Origin of the sequence: Providencia sp. PROV268 (assembly GCF_028477805.1) — a bacterium.
GTDB classification, from domain to species: domain Bacteria; phylum Pseudomonadota; class Gammaproteobacteria; order Enterobacterales; family Enterobacteriaceae; genus Providencia; species Providencia stuartii.
The window spans coordinates 85952-107454 of sequence record NZ_JAMPLW010000005.1; the positions used below are offsets into that span (position 1 = coordinate 85952).

The 21503-nt window shown below is 41.9% G+C and carries 19 protein-coding genes; 13 read left to right on the forward strand and 6 right to left on the reverse strand.

Going from position 1 to position 21503, the window contains the following annotated elements; genetic code table 11:
• Positions 1 to 18 precede the first annotated feature (18 nt).
• The 11 genes from fabF to nagZ all read left to right on the forward strand — a co-directional run bounded on the left by fabF (position 19) and on the right by nagZ (position 9065).
• Positions 19 to 1269, forward strand: a complete 1251-nt coding sequence (gene fabF / locus PR699_RS04020) for a beta-ketoacyl-ACP synthase II (RefSeq protein ID WP_014656177.1) — start codon at positions 19 to 21, stop codon at positions 1267 to 1269.
• Between the two features lie 161 nt (positions 1270 to 1430).
• The gene (gene pabC, locus PR699_RS04025; protein ID WP_014656176.1) at positions 1431 to 2261 is read left to right on the forward strand and encodes an aminodeoxychorismate lyase; all 831 of its coding nucleotides are present in this window, start codon (positions 1431 to 1433) and stop codon (positions 2259 to 2261) included.
• Between the two features lie 18 nt (positions 2262 to 2279).
• A complete protein-coding gene (gene mltG, locus PR699_RS04030; protein ID WP_014656175.1) occupies positions 2280 to 3308 on the forward strand; it encodes an endolytic transglycosylase MltG in 1029 nt (342 codons plus the stop codon).
• A 1-nt stretch (position 3309) separates the two neighbouring features.
• Entirely contained in the window at positions 3310 to 3936 is a 627-nt protein-coding gene (tmk, locus tag PR699_RS04035; RefSeq protein WP_014656174.1) for a dTMP kinase, read from the forward strand.
• 9 nt (positions 3937 to 3945) lie between these two features.
• Complete coding sequence (holB, locus tag PR699_RS04040; protein WP_014656173.1) at positions 3946 to 4938, forward strand: DNA polymerase III subunit delta'; 993 nt, start codon at positions 3946 to 3948, stop codon at positions 4936 to 4938.
• A gap of 13 nt (positions 4939 to 4951) precedes the next feature.
• Entirely contained in the window at positions 4952 to 5743 is a 792-nt protein-coding gene (locus PR699_RS04045; protein ID WP_014656172.1) for a metal-dependent hydrolase, read from the forward strand.
• Positions 5744 to 5771: 28 nt separating this feature from the next.
• The gene (gene hinT / locus PR699_RS04050; RefSeq protein WP_004920823.1) at positions 5772 to 6122 is read left to right on the forward strand and encodes a purine nucleoside phosphoramidase; all 351 of its coding nucleotides are present in this window, start codon (positions 5772 to 5774) and stop codon (positions 6120 to 6122) included.
• 9 nt (positions 6123 to 6131) lie between these two features.
• Positions 6132 to 6548, forward strand: coding sequence for a YcfL family protein (locus tag PR699_RS04055; RefSeq protein ID WP_014656171.1), 417 nt, complete (start codon positions 6132 to 6134; stop codon positions 6546 to 6548).
• The gene (lpoB, locus tag PR699_RS04060; protein ID WP_014656170.1) at positions 6548 to 7132 is read left to right on the forward strand and encodes a penicillin-binding protein activator LpoB; all 585 of its coding nucleotides are present in this window, start codon (positions 6548 to 6550) and stop codon (positions 7130 to 7132) included. Before PR699_RS04055 ends, lpoB begins: the two co-directional genes overlap by 1 nt.
• Positions 7122 to 7982, forward strand: a complete 861-nt coding sequence (locus PR699_RS04065) for a phosphotransferase (RefSeq protein WP_014656169.1) — start codon at positions 7122 to 7124, stop codon at positions 7980 to 7982. Before lpoB ends, PR699_RS04065 begins: the two co-directional genes overlap by 11 nt.
• A 63-nt stretch (positions 7983 to 8045) precedes the next feature.
• Positions 8046 to 9065 (forward strand): beta-N-acetylhexosaminidase, encoded by a 1020-nt coding sequence (gene nagZ, locus PR699_RS04070; RefSeq protein ID WP_004920819.1) that lies wholly within the window; start codon positions 8046 to 8048, stop codon positions 9063 to 9065.
• A 339-nt stretch (positions 9066 to 9404) separates the two neighbouring features.
• On the opposite strand, the gene PR699_RS04075 is transcribed toward nagZ, so the two are convergent.
• From PR699_RS04075 to PR699_RS04100, 6 genes are read right to left on the reverse strand one after another with little or no spacing between them, the layout of a single operon-like run.
• Positions 9405 to 10655: a hypothetical protein gene (locus PR699_RS04075; RefSeq protein ID WP_004920818.1), complete on the reverse strand. Its 1251-nt coding sequence runs from the start codon at positions 10653 to 10655 to the stop codon at positions 9405 to 9407.
• A 1-nt stretch (position 10656) separates the two neighbouring features.
• Positions 10657 to 12075, reverse strand: coding sequence for an AmmeMemoRadiSam system radical SAM enzyme (amrS, locus tag PR699_RS04080; RefSeq protein ID WP_014656168.1), 1419 nt, complete (start codon positions 12073 to 12075; stop codon positions 10657 to 10659).
• Positions 12076 to 12087: 12 nt separating this feature from the next.
• Positions 12088 to 14319 carry a penicillin acylase family protein gene (locus PR699_RS04085; RefSeq protein WP_014656167.1) on the reverse strand — a complete coding sequence of 744 codons (2232 nt, stop codon included), beginning with the start codon at positions 14317 to 14319 and terminating at the stop codon, positions 12088 to 12090.
• Positions 14316 to 15347: an NAD-dependent epimerase/dehydratase family protein gene (locus tag PR699_RS04090; protein ID WP_014656166.1), complete on the reverse strand. Its 1032-nt coding sequence runs from the start codon at positions 15345 to 15347 to the stop codon at positions 14316 to 14318. Before PR699_RS04090 ends, PR699_RS04085 begins: the two co-directional genes overlap by 4 nt.
• On the reverse strand, positions 15334 to 16425 hold the full coding sequence (locus PR699_RS04095; RefSeq protein ID WP_014656165.1) for an acyl-CoA reductase: 1092 nt from the start codon (positions 16423 to 16425) through the stop codon (positions 15334 to 15336). The genes PR699_RS04090 and PR699_RS04095 overlap by 14 nt, the downstream gene beginning before the upstream one ends.
• Positions 16422 to 17462, reverse strand: a complete 1041-nt coding sequence (locus PR699_RS04100; RefSeq protein ID WP_004920813.1) for a hypothetical protein — start codon at positions 17460 to 17462, stop codon at positions 16422 to 16424. The genes PR699_RS04095 and PR699_RS04100 overlap by 4 nt, the downstream gene beginning before the upstream one ends.
• Before the next feature lie 1300 nt (positions 17463 to 18762).
• Here PR699_RS04100 and PR699_RS04105 point away from each other — a divergent pair.
• Together PR699_RS04105 and umoD are read left to right on the forward strand one after the other, a co-directional pair.
• Positions 18763 to 20067: an NAD(P)/FAD-dependent oxidoreductase gene (locus tag PR699_RS04105; RefSeq protein WP_004920811.1), complete on the forward strand. Its 1305-nt coding sequence runs from the start codon at positions 18763 to 18765 to the stop codon at positions 20065 to 20067.
• 812 nt (positions 20068 to 20879) lie between these two features.
• Positions 20880 to 21488, forward strand: a complete 609-nt coding sequence (umoD, locus tag PR699_RS04110; RefSeq protein WP_272577825.1) for a UmoD family flagellar biogenesis regulator — start codon at positions 20880 to 20882, stop codon at positions 21486 to 21488.
• Positions 21489 to 21503: the final 15 nt, after the last annotated feature.

Sequence of the window (21503 nt, forward strand, 5' to 3'; positions counted from 1 at the left end):
CCTCCTTGGAGGATTTACGTGTCTAAGCGTCGTGTAGTCGTAACCGGACTGGGCATGTTATCTCCTGTCGGCAACACAGTTGAATCATCATGGAAAGCTGTTTGTGACGGACAGAGTGGTATCAGCCTTATCGAACATTTTGATACTACCAACCACGCAACTAAATTTGCTGGCGTAGTTAAAGATTTCAATTACGAAGATTATGGTATCTCCCGCAAAGATGCACGGAAGATGGACCCTTTCATTCAGTATGGAATTGCTGCTGGTAATCAAGCTATCAAAGATTCCGGGCTGGAAGTAACAGAAGCCAATGCTACTCGTATAGGGTTAGCGATTGGTTCTGGTATTGGTGGTCTAGGCCTAATTCAAGAGAACTGTGAAGCATTACAAAATGGCGGTCCTCGTAAAGTTAGCCCATTCTTCGTTCCTTCTACGATCATTAATATGGTCGCAGGTCATTTAAGCATTATTTACGGTTTCCGTGGCCCAAGTATTTCGATTGCCACAGCCTGTACTTCAGGTGTTCACAATATCGGTCATGCCGCACGTATGATTGCTTATGGTGATGCTGATGTAATGATTGCTGGTGGCGCTGAAAAAGCGACAACGCCATTGGGTGTTGCAGGTTTTGGCGCAGCACGGGCTCTTTCTACGCGTAATGATGATCCGCAAGCGGCTAGCCGCCCATGGGATAAAGACCGTGATGGCTTTGTACTGGGTGACGGTGCGGGTATTATCGTACTTGAAGAATATGAACATGCTAAAGCTCGCGGCGCAAAAATTTATGCTGAAGTTGCTGGTTTCGGCATGAGCAGTGATGCTTATCATATGACATCACCGCCTGAAAATGGTGAAGGTGCTGCTCTGGCGATGGCAAATGCTCTGCATGATGCAGGTATTGAAGCTAATGCAGTGGGCTATATCAATGCTCACGGTACTTCAACACCAGCAGGTGACTTAGCGGAAGCGCAAGCGGTTATTTCGGTCTTTGGTGAAGGAACCGACGTATTAGTTAGCTCAACAAAATCGATGACAGGTCATCTATTAGGTGCCGCTGGTGCCATTGAGTCTATCTTTACGATCCTTTCACTGACAGAGCAAATCGTTCCGCCTACGATCAATCTGGAAAACCCAGATGAAGCTTGCAAACTGGATTTTGTTCCAGGCAAAGCAAGAAAAGTAGAAAATATGGAATATGCTCTGTGCAACTCATTTGGTTTTGGTGGTACAAACGGTTCATTAATTTTCCGTCGCTATCACGAAGAGTAACCCAACACGTATTACTTTACGTGGTAAAGGGTAAAAGCCTCAGTGTTTACAATACTGGGGCTTTATTTTTAGTGTCGTTTTGCAGTCTATGTCAGTTTAGTTTATGATAGTTAATATCCTGTTACTGACTGATTTATCAGCCATTATTATAAGAATTATCAATGCTATACTGGGTTAATGGAGTTGAGTGCCGTCATATTGACGTGACTGATCGGGCTGTGCAATTTGGTGATGGCTGCTTCACCACGATCCATGTGTTTAATCATCAACCAAAAATGCTTGATATGCATATTAGGCGTCTCATGCAGGATAGTTCTCGCCTTAAATTACCCCAACCAGATTGGCAAATGTTAGAGAAGCAGATCCACGCGATTTGCCAACAGCATAATGATGATGAATTCGTTGTTAAAGTGATTATTAGCCGAGGCACGGGGGGCAGAGGCTATAGCACTTTAGGGTTTAATCAGCCAACGGTAATAATGTCTATCGCGCCTTTTCCACAACATTACCAAGCGTTGCAGAAATCAGGTATCCAACTGATATTAAGCCGTATTCCAACGAGTAAAAATCCCTATTTAGCAGGGATCAAACACCTTAATCGCCTTGAGCAGGTGTTAATACGCCAAGAAATTGATGAAGCTCAGGTTGATGAGGCTTTAGTTGTTGATTCTGATGGTATTTTAATTGAATGTTGCAGTGCCAATATTTTTTGGCGCAAAGGCGATACGGTATTTACGCCAAATTTAGCATTTTCTGGCGTAAATGGATTAATGAGACAAAAGATCATAGCGCTTTTAGCTGCTAGTCAGTACCATCTTCGGGAGGTTGAACGTTTTCCCGATGTATTGGGGAACTGTGATGAAGTGTTTATTTGTAATACGTTGATGCCAATACTGCCGGTTGCTACGATCACCTTGGGTAACAATAAACCTCAATGGCAATATTCATCAAGGGAACTGTTTGAATATTTGTTTTTACGTTGCCAACTTTAGTCACTGAATGGTTAATGAATGAAACTCGCTAAAAAAATCTCTATCGCAATTGTCGTTATTCTGTTGGTAATAGGCGTAAGTGCCTATGTGATGTATCAACAGGTTTTGAACTATGCAAAAGAGCCGCTAAATCTAACACAAGAGAAAGTTTTTACGGTTCCTGCTGGAACAGGCCGCGTTGCGCTTGAAGCATTGCTGGTAGACGAAAAAGTGATTAATCAAAGTAACAAATTTCAATGGTTACTAAAATTGCGCCCAGAGTTAGCTAAAATGAAGGCTGGGACTTACCGCCTCCAGCCAAATATGGATATCGAGCAGATGTTAGCATTAATTTCCAGTGGCAAAGAGGCACAGTTTTCCATTCGTTTTGTCGAAGGTAACCGACTCTCTGATTGGACAAATATCTTACGTGATGCGCCTTACTTAAAACATGAGGCGGAAGGGAAAACACAAGAAGAGTTATACGCGCTAATTGGTTTTGATGGAACGACCACCCTTGAAGGCTGGCTATATCCGGATACCTATCTGTATACGGCGGGAACGCGTGATATTGATATATTAAAACGCGCTCACCAACAAATGAAAAAAAATGTCGATGAAGTTTGGCAAGGGAGAGATAAAGATCTACCTTACAAAAACGCGTATGAGATGCTAATCATGGCTTCAATCATCGAAAAAGAGACGGGTATCGACAGTGAAAGAAACCAAGTGGCGTCGGTATTTGTGAATCGTTTGCAGAAAAATATGCGGTTACAAACAGATCCTACAGTTATCTATGGTTTAGGCGATAAGTATCGCGGGAAAATTTATCGTAGCGACTTAGACAACTATACACCATATAACACCTATCGCATTGATGGGTTACCGCCAACGCCGATAGCAATGCCAAGTCTTGCATCAATTAAAGCCGCGGCACACCCTGCGAAAACGAACTATTTATACTTTGTTGCAGATGGTACAGGTGGGCACACATTCAGTAGTAGCCTTAATGACCATAATCGAGCCGTCAAAGTGTATCGAAAAATTGAAAAACAGAATGATAAGTAAGATGAAAAACGCCTATATCGTTATTGAAGGGTTAGAAGGGGCAGGTAAAACCACTGCGATTAAAACCGTTGTTGAAACATTAAATCAGGCAGGGATCCAAGACATTGCGTTTACCCGAGAGCCAGGGGGAACCCCATTAGCAGAAAAGCTACGTGAACTCATTAAACAGGGGATCAGCGGGGAAAAAGTCACTGATAAAGCCGAGCTTTTGATGCTGTATGCCGCACGTGTCCAACTGGTTGAAAACGTCATTAAGCCAGCCTTAGCGGCGGGTAAATGGGTTGTTGGTGATAGGCATGATTTATCTTCACAGGCCTATCAAGGGGGCGGACGTGGTATTGATCGCCAACTTATGCAGTCATTGCGTGATCTGGTTTTGGGGGAATTTAAACCAGCGTTAACACTGTATTTGGACCTACCTCCAGCATTAGGGTTACAGCGTGCACGCGCTCGTGGTGAGCTAGACCGAATTGAGCAAGAGTCTCTGGCATTTTTTGAACGCACTCGTGCACGTTATCGTGAGTTAGCGGCCTCCGATGAGACTATTTTAACGATTGATGCAAGCCAGAATATTGAACAAGTTCAACATGATATTCGCCAAGCTTTGCAGCAATGGTTGGCAAAATAAGGTGATACAATGAATTGGTACCCTTGGTTGAATGAAACGTATCGTCAACTAATTACCTCCTACCAGCAAGGTCGTGGGCACCACGCATTGTTATTGCATTCACTACCGGGTAACGGAGTGGAAGCATTATGCTATGGTATTAGTCGCTGGTTAATTTGCCAAAATACAGACGGGCTAAAAAGCTGTGGGCAATGCCATAGCTGCCAATTGATGTTGGCAGGAACGCACCCTGATTACCATGTTTTAGAGCCAGAGAAGGGCAAAACAACGGTTAGCGTGGAAGCGGTAAGGAAACTGACAGAGACCTTAAGTAGTCATGCACAGCAAAATGGGGCTAAAGTCGCCTATATTCCTCGAACAGAAGCATTGACCGATGCAGCGGCCAACGCGCTCTTAAAAACCTTGGAAGAGCCAACAAAGCAGACCTATTTTTTATTAGGTTGCGAGAAACGTGAAAATCTATTAGCGACGCTACGAAGCCGTTGCTTATATACCTTTTTATCACCACCTGAATCGCAAATTGCGTGGTATTGGTTACAAAAGCAAATCGTTGGCGTCAACTATAACGACGCATTGACCGCGTTAAAGTTGTGCCAAGGGGCTCCAGTCGCGGCGATGTCATTGTTGCAACCTGAGCATTGGCAACAGCGTAGTGTGCTATGCCAGAAACTCGCTCATGGGATACAACATAATGATATGTTGTCGTTATTACCTGCGATTCATCATGATAAGGCGATTGAGTCGATGGGGTGGCTGCTCGGACTATTAGCCGATAGCATGAAACTGCAACAACATGCTGCCCAATTTTGTTTAAATCAAGACCAATTGCCACTTGTGAGCGTACTTGCATCACGAATGACAAATACACAATTGTTTGAAGTTTATGAGGCTTGGCAAAATTGCCGCCACCAATTGATGACAGTGCCCGCACTGAATCAAGAGTTACTTTTGACAAATCAATTATTACAATGGGAAGCATTAATTGTTACCCCAACACCATAAAAAAGAGTGAAATATGTTTGTAGTTGATTCACACTGCCATCTCGATTGCCTTGATTATGAAAAATTACATACAAGCGTCGATGATGTGATCGCAAAGGCGTCGCAACGCGATGTCGGATTTATGTTAGCGGTTGCCACAACGTTACATGGTTTTGATAACATGAAAACCATGATTGGCAAGCGTGCTAATGTGGCATTTTCTTGCGGTATTCATCCACTTAATTTGGATGAAGGGTATGATTTTGAACGCTTAGCGCAATTAGCTGCTGGTGAAGAAGTGGTCGCGTTAGGGGAAACAGGGCTAGACTATTATTATCAGAAAGAAAATGCAGCACTTCAGCAAGCGTCTTTCCGTCAACATATTCGTATTGGTCGTCAGGTTAATAAACCTGTGATAGTTCACACGCGCGATGCGCGAGAAGATACACTGACTATTTTACGTGAAGAACAAGTGATGGATTGTGGCGGTGTTTTGCACTGCTTTACGGAAGATAAACAGACAGCCATGGAATTGCTAGATCTTGGTATGTATATCTCTTTTTCAGGGATAGTTACCTTCCGCAATGCAGAGCAAATTCGTGAAGCCGCAAGGGTTGTTCCATTAGATAGGATCTTAGTAGAAACGGATTCACCTTATTTAGCCCCCGTGCCGCATCGTGGGAAGGAGAACCAACCTGCTTATGTGCGGGATGTGGCAGAGTATATGGCAGTATTAAAAGGGGTTAGCCCTGAAGAAATGGCACGTATTACCACTGAAAACTTTAACCGCCTATTTCATTTGAATGTCGGCGAGAATAAAGCGTAATAATTAGTCAATATTAAAGGAATTCGCAATGGCAGAAGAAACTATTTTCAGTAAGATCATTCGACGTGAAATCCCGGCAGATATCGTTTATCAGGATGAACTGGTTACCGCATTTCGTGATATTTCGCCACAAACTCCCTCACATATCCTGATTATTCCCAATAAACTCATCCCAACAGTGAATGATGTGACTGCGGAAGATGAACTGGCATTGGGGCGCTTATTTACCGTTGCAGCAAAAATTGCCAAACAAGAAGGGATTGCTGAAAGCGGTTACCGTTTGATCATGAACTGTAATGAACACTCCGGGCAGGAAGTGTTTCATATTCATATGCACCTTGTTGGCGGTCGTCCTCTTGGACCATTGCTGGCAAAATAAGGTAATGATGTGAAAAAGATTTGGGGAACATTGATACGTATATTAACACTCAGTGCTGTGGTGTTTGCGCTGAGCGCTTGCTCATGGGGTAAGCGTGATGGGTTAGTATTCAATGATCAACAACGAGTGATTATGGAGCCTGCGGTTCTTGCGCAAGGTATCATTGTAGAGCAACCTGTAGTCAGCGTTGAGAACTATGCGACGGTGGCTAAGATCAATATGAGCAATAGCCAGCCAAATCCGATGACTGTCATGTACCGTCTCTATTGGTACGACGATAAAGGATTGAAAATCGCAACAACCCATGATTTGCAGCAGATGATACCTGCAAATTCAGTGATTAGTGTTAATGCTGAAAGTACATCATCACTCGCGCGTAATGTACGTGTTTATGTATTTTTACCGCAAATGCTTGGAGACAAATAATGAAACGGATCTTGTTCGTTGCAGCGGCAGCGATGATGCTGGCAGGATGTCCTTCTTTTCAGCAGGATAGGCCTAAAACGCCTCCGCCAGTTGTCCCTGTAGAGCCAACTGAACCCACTGAGCCTACAACTCCACCACCAATCGATAAGGTGCCTACACCACCTAAGCAAAAAACCACAGATTGGTCTGCTGCTGTCTCGCCTTTAGTCGGACAGATGACAGGGGAAAATGGTGTTGAGAGCGGCAAAGTTCTGTTGGTGGATTCAGTTAAAAACAATACGACAGGTTCATTTTCTGTACAAAATGTGACCTCAGCCATCGTAAAAGCGGTTGATGACAGTCATCGCTTTAAAGTCGTACCACAAGATGTGGTCAATGCCGCGCGTAGAACGTTAGGTTTATCGCAAGACGATAGCCTTGTTACACGCAGTAAAGCGATTGGCTTAGGGCGTTACGTACAAGCTGATTATGTATTGTATAGCGTGATTTCAGGCTCTAACGACCAACGCGATATCGAAATGCAGCTGATGGCAGTGCAAAGCGGTGAGATCCTTTGGTCAGGAAAAAACGATATTGAGCAATGACAGTGCATTATTGGCACTGCTGGCAGGTTGCTTCCCAAATATTAACGTTAAAACGTGGGAAGTAACCCCATTAGCAGGGCTTTCAGGGGGAACCTATCACTTACGGTCACATACTCTCAATCTGATTGCGCGTGCTCAAAGTCAGGCGCAAACGGCTCTATTCGTGAATAGACGTAAAGAGGCGCGGGTACTACATCAATTACAACACTTTGGTCAAGCGCCCAAAGTGTTAGCAAGAAATTCAGATTGGTTATTACTATCATGGTGTGATGGTCAGCAACCCAGTGATACTCAATTTTTAACACCAACATTTCAATCTTTATTAGCGGCAACAATTGCTAAATTACATACTCAACCCTTACTCACTTATCGTCTACAGCTTAGGCAAGAAATTGCCCATTACGGGTATTTAGTTGATCCAAAACGTCAAGGGCCTCGGTGGCATCGATGGCACCACCATTTTTTATCCGCACCTATGCCAAGGGTTCTAAAGTTAGCCCCCGCCCATATGGATATTCATAAAGGCAATATTGTCTGTACTGAGAGTGGTCAACTGGTTTTATTGGATTGGGAGTATGCGGCAAATACCGATATTGGGTTGTCATTGGAAACCTATTTTCAAGCGAACCAATTGAATACCACACAACGTGATTTTTTCTTATCAGAGTATTGCAATAAATACCATGCTTATGGCGATGTTGAACGCTTGGCTCACCAATGCCGGCTATGGACGCCATGGGTCAAATATATGATGTTAATGTGGTATGAAGTGCAATGGAACCAAAGTCAAAATAATGATTTTTTGTTACACTCAAGGTCATTAAGGCAATACTTTAGTTTGCCTAGTTAATTAAATTCGTATAACGCAAGTGCGAGCAAAAATCGTAAAACCGTTTTAAATAGTGAGGCATGTATGGGTCCGATAATGCTAGACGTTCAGGGCTATGAGCTGGACAGTGAAGAGCGTGAAATACTGGCACATCCGCTGGTGGGCGGGTTAATTTTATTTACCCGTAATTTTCATGATGCAGCACAATTAAGGGAGTTAGTTCGCCAAATTCGTGATGCATCCCGTCATCGCTTATTGATAGCGGTTGATCAGGAAGGCGGGCGAGTGCAACGTTTTCGTGATGGCTTTACGGCATTACCTTCCGCTCAAGCATTTGCAGCACTTAATAGCCAATCTGAAGGGGCAAAATTAGCGGAGGAAGCTGGTTGGTTAATGGCATCTGAAATGATTGCTATGGATATCGATATTAGTTTCGCGCCGGTGCTAGATCTTGGGCATCAAAGTATTGCGATTGGCGAGCGCTCGTTCCATGAAGATCCTGAAATTGCCATGATCATGGCGGAACGGTTTATTAAAGGTATGCGTAGTGCGGGGATGAAAACGACAGGGAAGCATTTTCCTGGGCATGGGGCAGTGAAAGCGGATTCTCATAAAGAAACCCCTCGTGATGACCGCGACCTTGAAACTATTCGTAAAAAAGATATGTCAATCTTCAGAGACTTTATTCAGCGCGATTTGCTTGATGCCGTGATGCCTGCACATGTCATTTATACACAAGCAGACGACCGCCCTGCAAGTGGCTCACCATTCTGGCTCAAATCGATTTTACGTGAGCAGTTGGGCTTCAATGGTGTGATCTTCTCTGATGATTTGTCGATGGAAGGGGCGGCTATCATGGGAAGCTATCCAGAGCGTGCAGCCGCTTCGTTGTCAGCCGGTTGTGATATGGTGTTGGTTTGCAACAACCGTGATGGTGCAGTGAGTGTATTAGATAACCTACCAAAGCAGCAAGGGAGCCTAGCTTCATCACTGTTCCATAGTGGTCGGCAATATAGCTTGAAAGACTTACAAGGCGCACAACGCTGGCAAGAGAGCCACAATAAACTGGTAGAACTGCATCGTAAATGGCAAGAACAGCGTTAACTATTACCGGTCGTTAGTAAAAAAGCCGTAAACTGAACAGCCCCCAAAAGTTGGATGCTTTTAGTCTCACTTGAAGGGGCTTTTTCTATGGTAAAACAGTCCTTAAAACGTCAGTTTTAAATTACTTAAGCTTGAGCGTTTTTGCGGCAAAAAGTTTAACTCGATTGTTAAACAGGGGAGTCGTGAATGAAGGTATCCATGATTATCACTATGAAAGATGCAAAGTTAAATGAAAAGGACTAAGCCCTGTTGAATACAGAACTCAGTGCTTGAAGACCGCTTAATTCACGGTCAACTTTATGGGAGCGTTCAATTGGGGGAGGAGCCACAGGGGCAAGGCTATGCCGCTTTATCTCTATGTAATCGCCTTGTGGTGGCAATATCAAAAGCAAGACTGCGTAAATTCGGCGTATGATTAATCAATGCACGGTGAGTAGATGCTTGGCTGATAAAGACAAAACTTTCCCCCCAAGGCTGTTGATAATTATCACGGACAATAGGCCCACAACGATGTTTAAGTAAGCCTGCAAGTGGTAAATGGTCATCGCCTTTAGCTAACGTCTTATCAGCTAAATGGGCAAAATCTCGTTTTATCTCTTTGGCTTTCAGATACCAGCGATCACGCGCCCAGATTGCAGCGGTTAAAGCGGTATTGTTATCACTCAGATACCAAACCTGTGGAACAGACTGCTCATGAGGGCATACACCAGAAACCGCATGGTTAAATGTTTTCGCACTGTGTAAGTAACTTGCTAGATTATCGCGTACACGTTGGCATTGCTCTGAAACGATGGAGGTTTTGTATGGGCCGATACGTAACCGCTGCCAGCAGTCGGCATCATAGATATCAAACGGTTCAATGGCTTTGCCATGATGATCGATAACGGTTGGATTAGCAGGAAGTAACTGGTAAGCACTCGGGTATCCGGCAATATCATCGGGAGAAAAGCCATAAAAACAGCGACTACCGGCGTAATAGCCAGTTTCCATCATTGACCACGCATGAAACGTTCCTTCCCATGGCGGGCCGAAAGCATACCATTTGGCAATAAGCTGCCGATTCTCTTCACTGGTTTGACGCAACCAGTAGCGTACAGCCAAATTAGATGCCGATTGCGCAATGATAATACATTTTTGTTTGTCACCAAAAAGGGTCTTTATGCGGTTAATCTCGGCATCTAATATTGTAACAAGCTCTCGGTGATCCGCTCGCCAATCATGGGCTAAAAAGAAGAGGTCTTGGCCTTCTCGATAACCTAAACCAACGTGCAAAACATCTTTCAGCTCCTGTGTGACCAATGTTGTGATGAGCTTAGGAACAATCGTGAATTCATGCAGTTGCTCTGTGGCTAAGATATTACAAGGGGTATCGGGAGAAGGAGCCTGATACTCATAATCGCTTTTCGTGAAAACGCCACGATAATCCCCCCAGATAAATGCTTGTTTGGATCTATCAAACAGTTTACTGCCTAAAATACCCGGTAGATAAATAATGGGTAAATTAGGGCTTTTATCATTGAGTTTGGCACGACGTAGCTGCGTGGCGATGGATTGTGCGCGTAGATATGACCATCCACGATTTAACGGCATATTAGCGCCCCTTTAATGGTATAAAAGTCACCGGCACATTTTCACTACCAAGGTGGGTTTTCTCTGCTTCCGTGACAGGAAAATGGGCACGGTCATAAACTTCAAATAGTTGGCAAGGTTCATTTAAATGATGATAGAGGCGAATACCTTCCGCGTTAGGGTTACTTTTAGAAAGCATAAAACGACCGCAGTTATTCATATTGATATCGCTAACAGGAGTGCCGTCTTTTGAGACAAATTGGTAATAAATATCCGATTCATGCTGTTGCTCAATATGGCAGGCCTGAACTGGGCCGCGGAACATGTGGGTAATACAATGTAACCCATCTGGTATGCTCAAGACTGTTTTATCGGTGTTCGCATCTTCCCATGGTAAAATAATTGGAGGATGGAAATGACAACGAGGGCAATAGCCTTTATCCATATAAGGTTCTGCAATGAGTCCACTACGTTTTACTAACAGTGTTTGGCATTCAGGGCAGTAGGTATTGGCGCTTTGCGTATCGAATACATTACCGACATAAACATAACGCATTCCATCATTGAGCGCTTGCAAACGTGCTTGTTCAAGGAGTGGGATAGCGGTGCGCTCGACATGGGTATATTGGTAGTCGGGATGAAAACGTACATAGTGTAGCGGGATTTCAGCATCAAGATGGGTTAGCATCCAATCAGAGACTTTTTTAGCCTCTTCTAATGTGTCATTGCGGCCTGTCACACACAGATTGGAGATTTCTAAATGTGGGTAATTACCTGATTTTCGAGCATCATAAACTTGTTTGATCCCATCAAGGATAGGTTGAAGGCGACCACCGGTGTGTTTGCGATAAAAGCTATCCTGCATTGATTTTAATGAAATACTAAAAATATCCATGACGGTGAGTAATTCATCAATCCCTTTTTCACTGATATAAAATGCGCTTTTATAGAGATTTTTTAAGCCTTTTTCACGTGCCAGTTTCGCGGTATCCATGACAAACTCGTGCCAAACAACCGGATCGTTATAAGTCCAAGAAAGAACACGAATATTGTGTTTTAAGGCATAATTCACCACATCTTCAGGGCGATAATATGCCACATGGCTGTCTTGAACATAGCGGGCTTGACTCGTTGTCCAGTTTTGGCAAAAGTCACAACGCAGCATACAACCAATATTGCCTAAAGAAAGAATGCGTTCACCGGGAGCGTAATGATAAACGGCTTCGGTTTCAATGGACTCTTGTGTCATAGGAACGGATTTGCCGTAGTTAAGCGTCACTAGGCGACCATTTTCATTGCGACGGACTTTACAAGTCCCGACTCGACCTAGGTTAATTTTACAGGCTCGAGGGCATAATTCACATTGAATACGTGAATTAGAAATCGGGTGCCAAAGGCGAGCAGGATGACTAGTTTGCTGCCATTGCTTCAATATTGCCATTGATCTAAATCCTCACTCATTATTATTTTGCTTATTTGCCAGTCTTGTCGTTTTTCTTTTACCTGCTTGCCAATCGTTAAGTGTTTTCCTTAGTTGCCAGAAAAATGGGGAGCCTTTTGCCGGTGTATTGATTAAATACACACATTCCCCTCGATTTGCTAAATTTGAGATTAGTTTGAATCCAGGACCAAAGGTATAGGGTTTAGTCTTAATAGACTCATTTTTACCCGCTTGGGATTGCGTCAGAAAATCGGCATTTTGTCGTGTGGCATGGACTGTTTCGCGATTACCGCCTTGATAAGGAAAACGACCTGTTAACAGTTTATTGAGCCATATTGGTTTTTTGATGCTGTGTTGAAACTCAACTTGGGGGTGAGCCATTTTTTGGCTAGCGACTAACGCAGTGGCATAACATTCACGGATCAGATTAGGCAAAGCATCGGCTTCATGCTGCCAATCCTCAATATGGTGTTGCAGGATATTGAGAATGCTCCAGCGGCAACTTGGCCAAAAATCGGTATATAGCGTTCTGGAACCTCGTTTGAGTACTTTGCCAAGTAATTTATCGGTTAAATGTTGGAACCATACATCAAGTAAGCGCGAAGCTTGGATATTCTCTGTGTTACCATCCCACTGCGATAACATCTTGTCTTCAGGGACGAAAGGTAATAAAAAATGTTTTGCCTGCTGGGCAAAATAATCTGTTTTATCATCCTGAATAGCGGTCAATGTTTCGGTGGTGTGTTGGTCGGTGTGTTGGATCAACGCCTCGATACGCCGTGAACGGCTAGGGGGATGCCAGCGATTAGATAAAGCCACTTTTCCCGTAAACAGTGACTCACTATATTGATTGGCATAAAGAGTATAGCCTCGTTCAGGATTATGTTCGCAAGGTAATTCATCAAAAGGCACATAACCCAACCACTGGTGCTGTGGCTCTGTTAGGTTTAGTACCAAGCTACCGATTTGTTGATGACGCTTTGGAATATATCCCATGGTTTGCAGACCAATATCCCCATGAATATCAGCATAGCCAACCATCATTGGTGAGTTTTTTACATGCTTAAGGGCATCTCTAAATGAAGGCCAATCTTGGCATTTGGCGAGCTGATAAAAGGTAATGTCACCACTTGGGTCATCTAGTGCAGGCCAACGTAAAAACATACCGTAGCCATTTTTTTCTGACACTAACCGCCCTTGAGCAAAGCTATAAGTTGTGAAACTGTGTGATTTACCATTTTTCAGTTTGATTTCATGGATATTTTTAGTTAAAGGCAGATTCCCTGATGCCGTTTCAACCTGCTCATTTTCAAGGTCGAGCTTACCCCAAAATAAGTCTTGGTTATCCGCCATGATACCAACCATTCCCCATGCAGCATGGTTATTACGACCGACGATAATGCCAGGAGAGCCTGGAAAATGAGAGCCGACGACATTGAGTCCTTCATCACTTTCAAGGCGGCAAAGTAGATTAAAATTAGGATTCACATGCCCCATATGAGGGTCGGTAGCCAATAGCGGTTTTCCTGATTGGGTTAATGACCCACTGATGGCAATGACATTCGAGCCCGTATCGGGTGAAGCTAGCCCTAAATACTGCAATCCTTTTAATCCATCTTTGAGTGCCTTAACCACTTCTTGGTGCCAATCCCCATTTTCATTTAGTGGTAGTGGGGGAATTTGATGGCCTTCATGGCTAAAGGTTGCCAATAACTGTTGATGCTGTTTTGGCGTCAATCGATTTGCTATGCGCGTGTGGAATAGTTCATATTGCCACGCGGAATTAATAAAATATTTCAGTTGTCCTAATAAATAACTGTCTGAGATTGAAAAAATTTCAGGACGATAGTGCAGTAATAAGCACTCGATGGGTAAGACTTTCATTTCACTAAGTGCTTGGTTGATACCGGCAGTATAAGCTTGAATATGTTGATATTGCATAGCCTGCCAAGAGTGAGTTGGTGCGGCACAATCAATGTTTGTCGCACGCTCAGCCAGCTCCACTAATCCTAATCGTCGCTGAAAAACATCGGTACGTAAGGCCCCATTTCCCATAATTTCAGATAAGCGACCACTGGCGACACGGCGGGATAAATCGAGTTGCCATAAACGTAGTTTAGCGGTGCCATAACCTTGACCAAAAAAAACTGCATTATCGCTATTCCCTTTAACGGAAAGTAATTGTGCTGATTCGAGGGATAGAGTGACGTGCCCCCATTGGCATGAGAGATGTTTGGTTTTCATGCTACATCCTTTTTAGCAGATGACAATTGAGTCGCGAGGTGTGATACGTATTCGATAAACTCTTCTTTTGGATAGCCTGCACTCCAACCTAATTGTTGTTGGGCCTTATAGGAAGAATAAGTGTAGGAGCTGCCATCCATTATATGAAGCGCTTCGCAAGATAACGGCATTGTCAGCCCAAGGCTGGCGAGTTTATCCATTAACCAAGCAGGTATTTTCAGTGAAGAAGCCTTTTTGGCAGGTAAAGAAGGTCTGCCACAAAAATGGCTTAGCATCTGAAAAAGTTCGGGCATAGAGAAAGTCTCGCCAGCCAAGATATAGTTTTGGCGAACAATTTCCGGTGATAGTAGTGTGATGAGTCCATCACAAACATGTGACACATGACAAAGTTGAAATGTGCTTGTCGTTGCGATATGAAAAGGGATTTTTCCAAGTAAAAAGGCGTTTACGGTCTGGGCTAATACGCTGTTATCACCTAAACCAAATACCCCACCGCTGATGGCAATATTGATAGGAGCGCCTTGGCATTGCTGTTTTACAACCAATTCGTGTGCAATATGTTTTGTTTCTTCGTAATAACTACGAAAGATGCCATTGTGCCGGTGAGATTCATCAAGTAATGCGCCTTGGGTTTCGCCTAAAGCAGCGGTTGAGCTCATATAAACGATTTTTGAAATATCAGCATCTTGAGCTGCTGCTAACAGGTTTGAGGTGCCGATGACATTAGTTTGATACATATGCTGCCGTGCTTGGCGGGTTGGCGCTAAACCGACACGGTAATCCGCAGCAAGGTGGATCACGGCATCTTGCCCTGCCAATGCTTGTTTTAAGCTTTGAGGTTGCAAAATATCACCAATCACCACGTTCACCTTTTCAGGTAATTTGGGGCGATAGGGAATCACACGATTTTGTGGATTTCGAGATAATACAGTTAAATTATGACCTTGTTCAGCAAGCTTATGCAGCAAATGAGAGCCAATAAACCCAGTTCCACCAGTAATTAATAGGTTGCGGTTATTTATCGCCATTTTCTTCCTTACTGATAAAGTTAACGAGGGCAGATAGCATGAAAAAGCCATCATGCGGCGCATGAATAGGGCGCTGGTGCATGCGACCAATTGGGCAATAACGGGTAAAACTGTATTGTTGTAATGACAAAGAATCTAAATCGCCAAAATAACCAAGGGTCTGTAGGCGCCCAGGCCAAAGTGTTTGCGCTTGTTTTAGGCTATCTTCGATAGGAGCAACGACGAGTTGAAAGCCCTGAGTTAACCATGCTTGAGGGGCAAACTCTGTTTGATAAGTGACTCCCCAGCCTGTTTTTTCACTGTAAACACTCGGCTTATCGGGAGCGGATAGCGAATAAGTGAACCGATGTTCGCGAAATTGCGATATGCCTTGTAAGCGTAGGTTGTCAGACAAAATGGGAAGGTGATCAAGTGTGGTTATCAGTTGATGATAAAGCGCTTCTGCCGCTAAGGGGTTATCCAACAAAATGAATCGAGGTGAGCTACAGACTTGTTGGTGAAAAAGGGCGATATCGTACAAAATCAATTCAATTGCAGGAAGTTGCTTGCCAATGATTGCCATGCCACTGATTTTTGGCCCTAGTTCGACCAATTTGATATGTGGCGGTGTGATTTGACGATAGTGTTGGATTAATGCCTCGCCCCCTGCGAGTAAGACCGTATCGACGCCAGAGAGTATCTGCTGATCATTTTGTAAATGACTTTGCCAATCAATGATTTCACACTCCTCATCATCAAGTGACAGAATGCGTTTAACCTGTTGCAAATAATTGATTGATATGCGGGCTTTCAGGCGAATTTTACTGCCAATAAGGTAAGCGGCACATAGCGCTTCTAGTGTACCTAATGGATCTTTTTCAGAAACAATAATCAGCAAACGCTTCGGTGCATGCCAATATTTTCCACCTAATTCACGATGGATCTTTTGTTCCAATAACTGATTTTCAGTCAGACGCTCCAAACGCGATAAACAAAATTGTTGCGTATTTTCATCTTCCGAAAACGACCAATTAGCTTCACGCAAAGTTGTTAGGCACAGTTTGATTTTATTTACACGCGTTTGTAGTGAGTTTTTCATTTTACTTGTGCCGCACAGGTGCCCTCTGGGGTAGATGCTCGTCCTAGATAGCGCAGGAAGGGTAGCGGTTGACCACAAGCACAATTATTGCCCCAACAGCCCAGATCTTGCGTTAATAAGCGATGTGAAGGTATTGAGGCAAACAGAGGGCTTTCAAGTACAATGAGTCCATTTTTATTTTCTGGTGCATGGCTCCCATCTTCAGCCATGATTGAAAAACGTGAATAAGCAGGGAGATGAAAATGACCTTCAGGACAACTAATGTAGTGAAGAGGATGTTCAGTCATACCATAAATATCGCGAATATCGACGCTAGGCGCTTGTAAAACGTGTTGCAAACCTTGAATAATCTCAGGGCGTTCAAGTTGTTTTGTCATCCCTTTCCAACCACCGCCGGTTAAGCCTTTTATCGGTGATTTCAAGGTAAATGGTTCAGGGCGTTTTAGGCATAAAAATTCAAAAAACAGTGTTAAGCCTAAAATATAGATAGGGGCAGGATCATTAGCCCAGCGTTTGAGTGTAGACCACGCTAACTCACTATCAAATTGACCTTGCTCTGACACAGTAAAAACAAGCTCTTGTATTGGGGCACATTGGGTGAACTTTAAAAAGGCAGTGGCATAACCTGCATGCTCACCTGTGGCGGGATCAGGAGATAACATTAAAAAGCGAGAAGGTGTGGTTGAAATCAAATGATTATGCAAAAAAATTTGCACCATAGCCGTTTCAATACGTTTTAAACTGAGATTGTCAAAGAAAACGCGTGTTTTCCCATGTTGCCCAGTACCTGAACTATTTAACCATATACCATCAAGCTGGGTATTTGTCGCCAAATCCATGGTTTTAAACAAATTAATAGGGATCAGAGGGTTGGCTTCTGTTTCCCATAACTTTGCATAATTAACATTACGGTTTAAATGCCAGGTATCAGCTTGTTTCATTGCGGCTGAAAATAACGCATCATCAATACTTTCTGGCGCATAGGGTTGCGGGTTATTGATAAGTAAATCAATAGGATTGCTTGTGTTCTCAGACATTTTTTTCACTTATATCAGAATGCTTAGTTATTATTAAGTTTTATTATATGACCTAACTAAAGGTAAATATTCTGAATCAAGCGTTGCAGTTATCACTTTAGGAGAATTTTAAGTTTGAAAAGTTATCATGAAGGCCGTTTTGTTAGTGGTATTTATAGCGGATTGGGGAAATATTAATCGTTGGTAAATAGAAAGTGTCACTTAATTTAGTTGTGTTATTGATTTATTTAAGTGATCAAGCAGTATAAAAAGTTAATGGGGATGACATAGCGTGCTTTTAAGTGCGAAGAGGTAAAGTGATATCTCTTCGCTACAATGTCTCACTTATCGTTTTTTTGCTTTTTATAGGCGATAAATGCTTTATATAAAGGGATTAAACATAGCAATAAAGTTGCATATTTAATGACGGTGATCGTCATATGTAACATCCAAATATTGAGGTTTTCCAAGAAGGTTGGATTTAGGCGAATGAGTAAGATGAGTAGCAAACTAAACAGTAGAGTAACGATATAGGTGATGACAAGTGAAAATGAAAAAAGAATAAATAAATCAATTCGTTGAATATTATTTTGTTTTTTATATTTAAATAAATTAACACAAAACTCCCAGCGTTTGTTCCGTCTCGCCACTTCATTAATAACGATCACGTATAATGAAAGAAATATTATCGTTATTTTAGTTATTAAAAAATAACCACTGGACAGCTCAAAAGGCAAAGAGGAAAAGACAAGATAGAGTGTAACAAGATGATAGATACAAATAATGCTCGATACAATGCTAGTAATGATTTGATATAAAATAAATTTCATTAATTATGCCTTTCAACAAGAACGATGCCGTTTACCGCCGAAATGATAAAAACCGAGAGATTTATCAGAGAAGCTAGCCAAATGATGATCTCTAATATGGGTTGTTTTCTCTACAAAATTTACACTATCCCGCTTTTTTTGTAAGCCCTTAGTGAACAATAAGCTGTCATGGCCCCCTTAAGTCCACATATATTGACTACCAATAATAACTGATTCTCATTATCAAATAGATTGGAAATTGGCTCAAATATTGATTAATATCAATCTATGCAAGCTGACTCGTTTCATTTTGCTAACGAATCACACTTTTTTGTGATCGCTGTCATATTAATCAATTAATTTGATATACATCAATATTTGGTATGACCAAATGACCAAGCGTGTTATCCTCAACAAACTTTTGGTCTTATAAGTGGTGATTAATGTTATTTAAGTTTTTTTATTTCGAATAAGGCTTAAATAACATTAATTTATTTTGCAATGAGGGAAATATGGCCTTTTCTCAACCAAAAATTGTGATTGTCGGTGGTGGTGCTGGTGGCTTAGAGCTAGCAACACGACTAGGTCGTAAATTAGGGCGTAAAAAACGTGCAGAAATCACTTTAGTGGATCGTAATCCAAGTCATTTATGGAAACCTCTGTTACATGAAGTAGCAACAGGCTCTTTAGATGATGGTGTGGACGCCTTGAGCTATCTTGCCCATGCTCGTCACAACGCATTTAACTTCCAATTAGGCTCTTTGACACAAATCGATCGTGACAATAAAAAGATCATTTTGGGTGAATTACGGGATAAAAACGCGGAGTTATTGGTTCCTGAGCGTGAAATTGATTATGACATTTTAGTCATGGCACTAGGTAGTACTTCAAATGATTTTGGTACGCCGGGTGTTAAAGAGCATTGTATTTTCTTAGATAATCCGCAACAAGCCCATCGATTCCACGATGAAATGCTTAATCTATTTTTACGTTATTCTGTTCGCGACAATGCAGAAGAGAAAGTGAATATTGCGATTGTTGGAGCTGGAGCTACAGGTGTTGAGTTGTCGGCTGAGTTGTATAACGCGGTAGAGCAGCTAACCAGTTATGGGTTTAAAGGATTAGATACTGACGCGTTAAATGTGACATTAGTCGAAGCCGGTGAACGTATTCTGCCTGCATTACCACCACGTATTTCTGCGGCAGCACATCAAGAGTTAAATAAGTTAGGCGTAAAAGTGCTAACTAAAACGATGGTGACCAGCGCTGATGACGATGGCTTGAATACAAAAGAGGGTGAGAAAATTCGTGCTGACTTAATGGTATGGGCAGCCGGTATCAAGGCACCTGATTTTATGAAAGAGATTGCGGGGTTAGAAACGAATCGTATCAATCAGTTGGTCGTTAAGTCGACATTACAGACAACCCGCGATGATACCATTTTTGCGATTGGTGACTGTGCCTCATGCGCTAAGCCTGACGGTGGTTTTGTGCCACCTAGAGCGCAATCTGCACACCAAATGGCGAGCCGCTGTTATGATAATATTTTGGCGATGATAAAAGATAAGCCACTAAAAGATTATATCTATAAAGACCATGGCTCTTTAGTCTCTTTATCGCGTTTTAGTACCGTGGGTAGCTTAATGGGTAACTTGATGCGTGGGGATATGATGGTGGAAGGGCGTATTGCACGTTTTGTGTATATCTCATTGTATCGAATGCACCAAATTGCGCTTCATGGCTATGTGAAAACAGGGTTAATGATGTTAGTCGGAAGTATTAACCGCATTATTCGTCCGAAATTAAAACTTCACTAACGTTTTAGTCAGTCGCAATAAATAGGAAAAATCCTCGTTTTTCATTAAACGGGGATTTTTTTATAAGTATTTTTAAATATAAACTTTAATCAATTGATTGATTATTTATGAATAAACTATTTTGAGCGAACCCCAACGATTAAATACATTATAGGAGGTACACTATAAAGATGCCTGATATGAAGCGGCATTAATTTAAATATGCCATTTTAATTAAATTCTGGATTAGCTTATAAGCTAATATACTTATTATTGGCAGTTGCTACCTTCTATTATGTGGAATTTTTGTTTTATATAAAGTTATAAAAGTATCCGTTGAGTCATGTGAGTATCAACCTCATAGTGTCACCTAAAACCGCTCTCAATGGGCGTTGCCGCTAGGTAAATAGAAATGGGGTGAAATCATGTTAAAGCGGTAGGCAAGAAAAGGTAATATAAAAAATGCTAGTCGTGTTCTCTGATGAAAATTAAAAAGGTCGTTTGCATTCATTGAATGAGAAATAAAAAAATAAAGGGGAAAATTGATAGAAATTAATAAAAAGATATCTTCGTGTTATTACTTAAAATAAGTGTAAAAAAGACTTTTTTATAATTATAATTACCAAAAATTGATCGTAATCAATATGTGAAAATAGATTAAAATTTAATTTATTGACTTAACAACCAACAGGAGTAAGTTAAATTTTTATTGACTTGTTCTTGATTAAGAAAACTCTAAATCTTTTGATTGTTTTGCCAGTAACTATCGAATTATTAAAGCGAAAAGTTACAATGGGACTATTCACTAACATTGTCATTAATAAGGGCAGCCTATGAAGCTAACATATAAGGTGTTATTAGCAGCAATAGTTATTTGCCTTATTATTATTGTATCAATAACTTCGCTGCGTTTCTCCAAGGATGAAAGTCGGTTGGCGACGGTAATTTCGATAGAGCCAATAAAATCGCATCGGCTGATTGAACAGGAGAATTGTTCAGTTATGGGGATATTTGATGGATTTAATCAGGAATATCTATCGCGCTATCACCCAGCTCAAAGTGAATGTAAGATGGTATTTATGATTGAGGCACTCCAAAAGGACTCCTTATCATCACTACTTGAACGTGACAATCGTAAATGCATAGTAACAGAAAAAGTAGAACAAATTATTATGGGTTATGATGTGGTATACCGTATTGGTAATACCTTAGGCAAAGTACGCACCGTTTATGATCCAGGACTATTTATCCCCCTTGATGAAAATGGGCGATTAGATTTAAGTACCTCTAGTAGTCAACTTTGTAAAGCGGCACGTAACCAGACTGATGCATTAGTGCCGTTTTATTGCGTCAAACTTGATGAAGCTAGCCGAAATTCGCTGAATATGAATAATGCCGTAGAGATTTATGCGGGAAAAAACACCTACGCTTATTTTGAATAAAAATGAGCGGAAAAG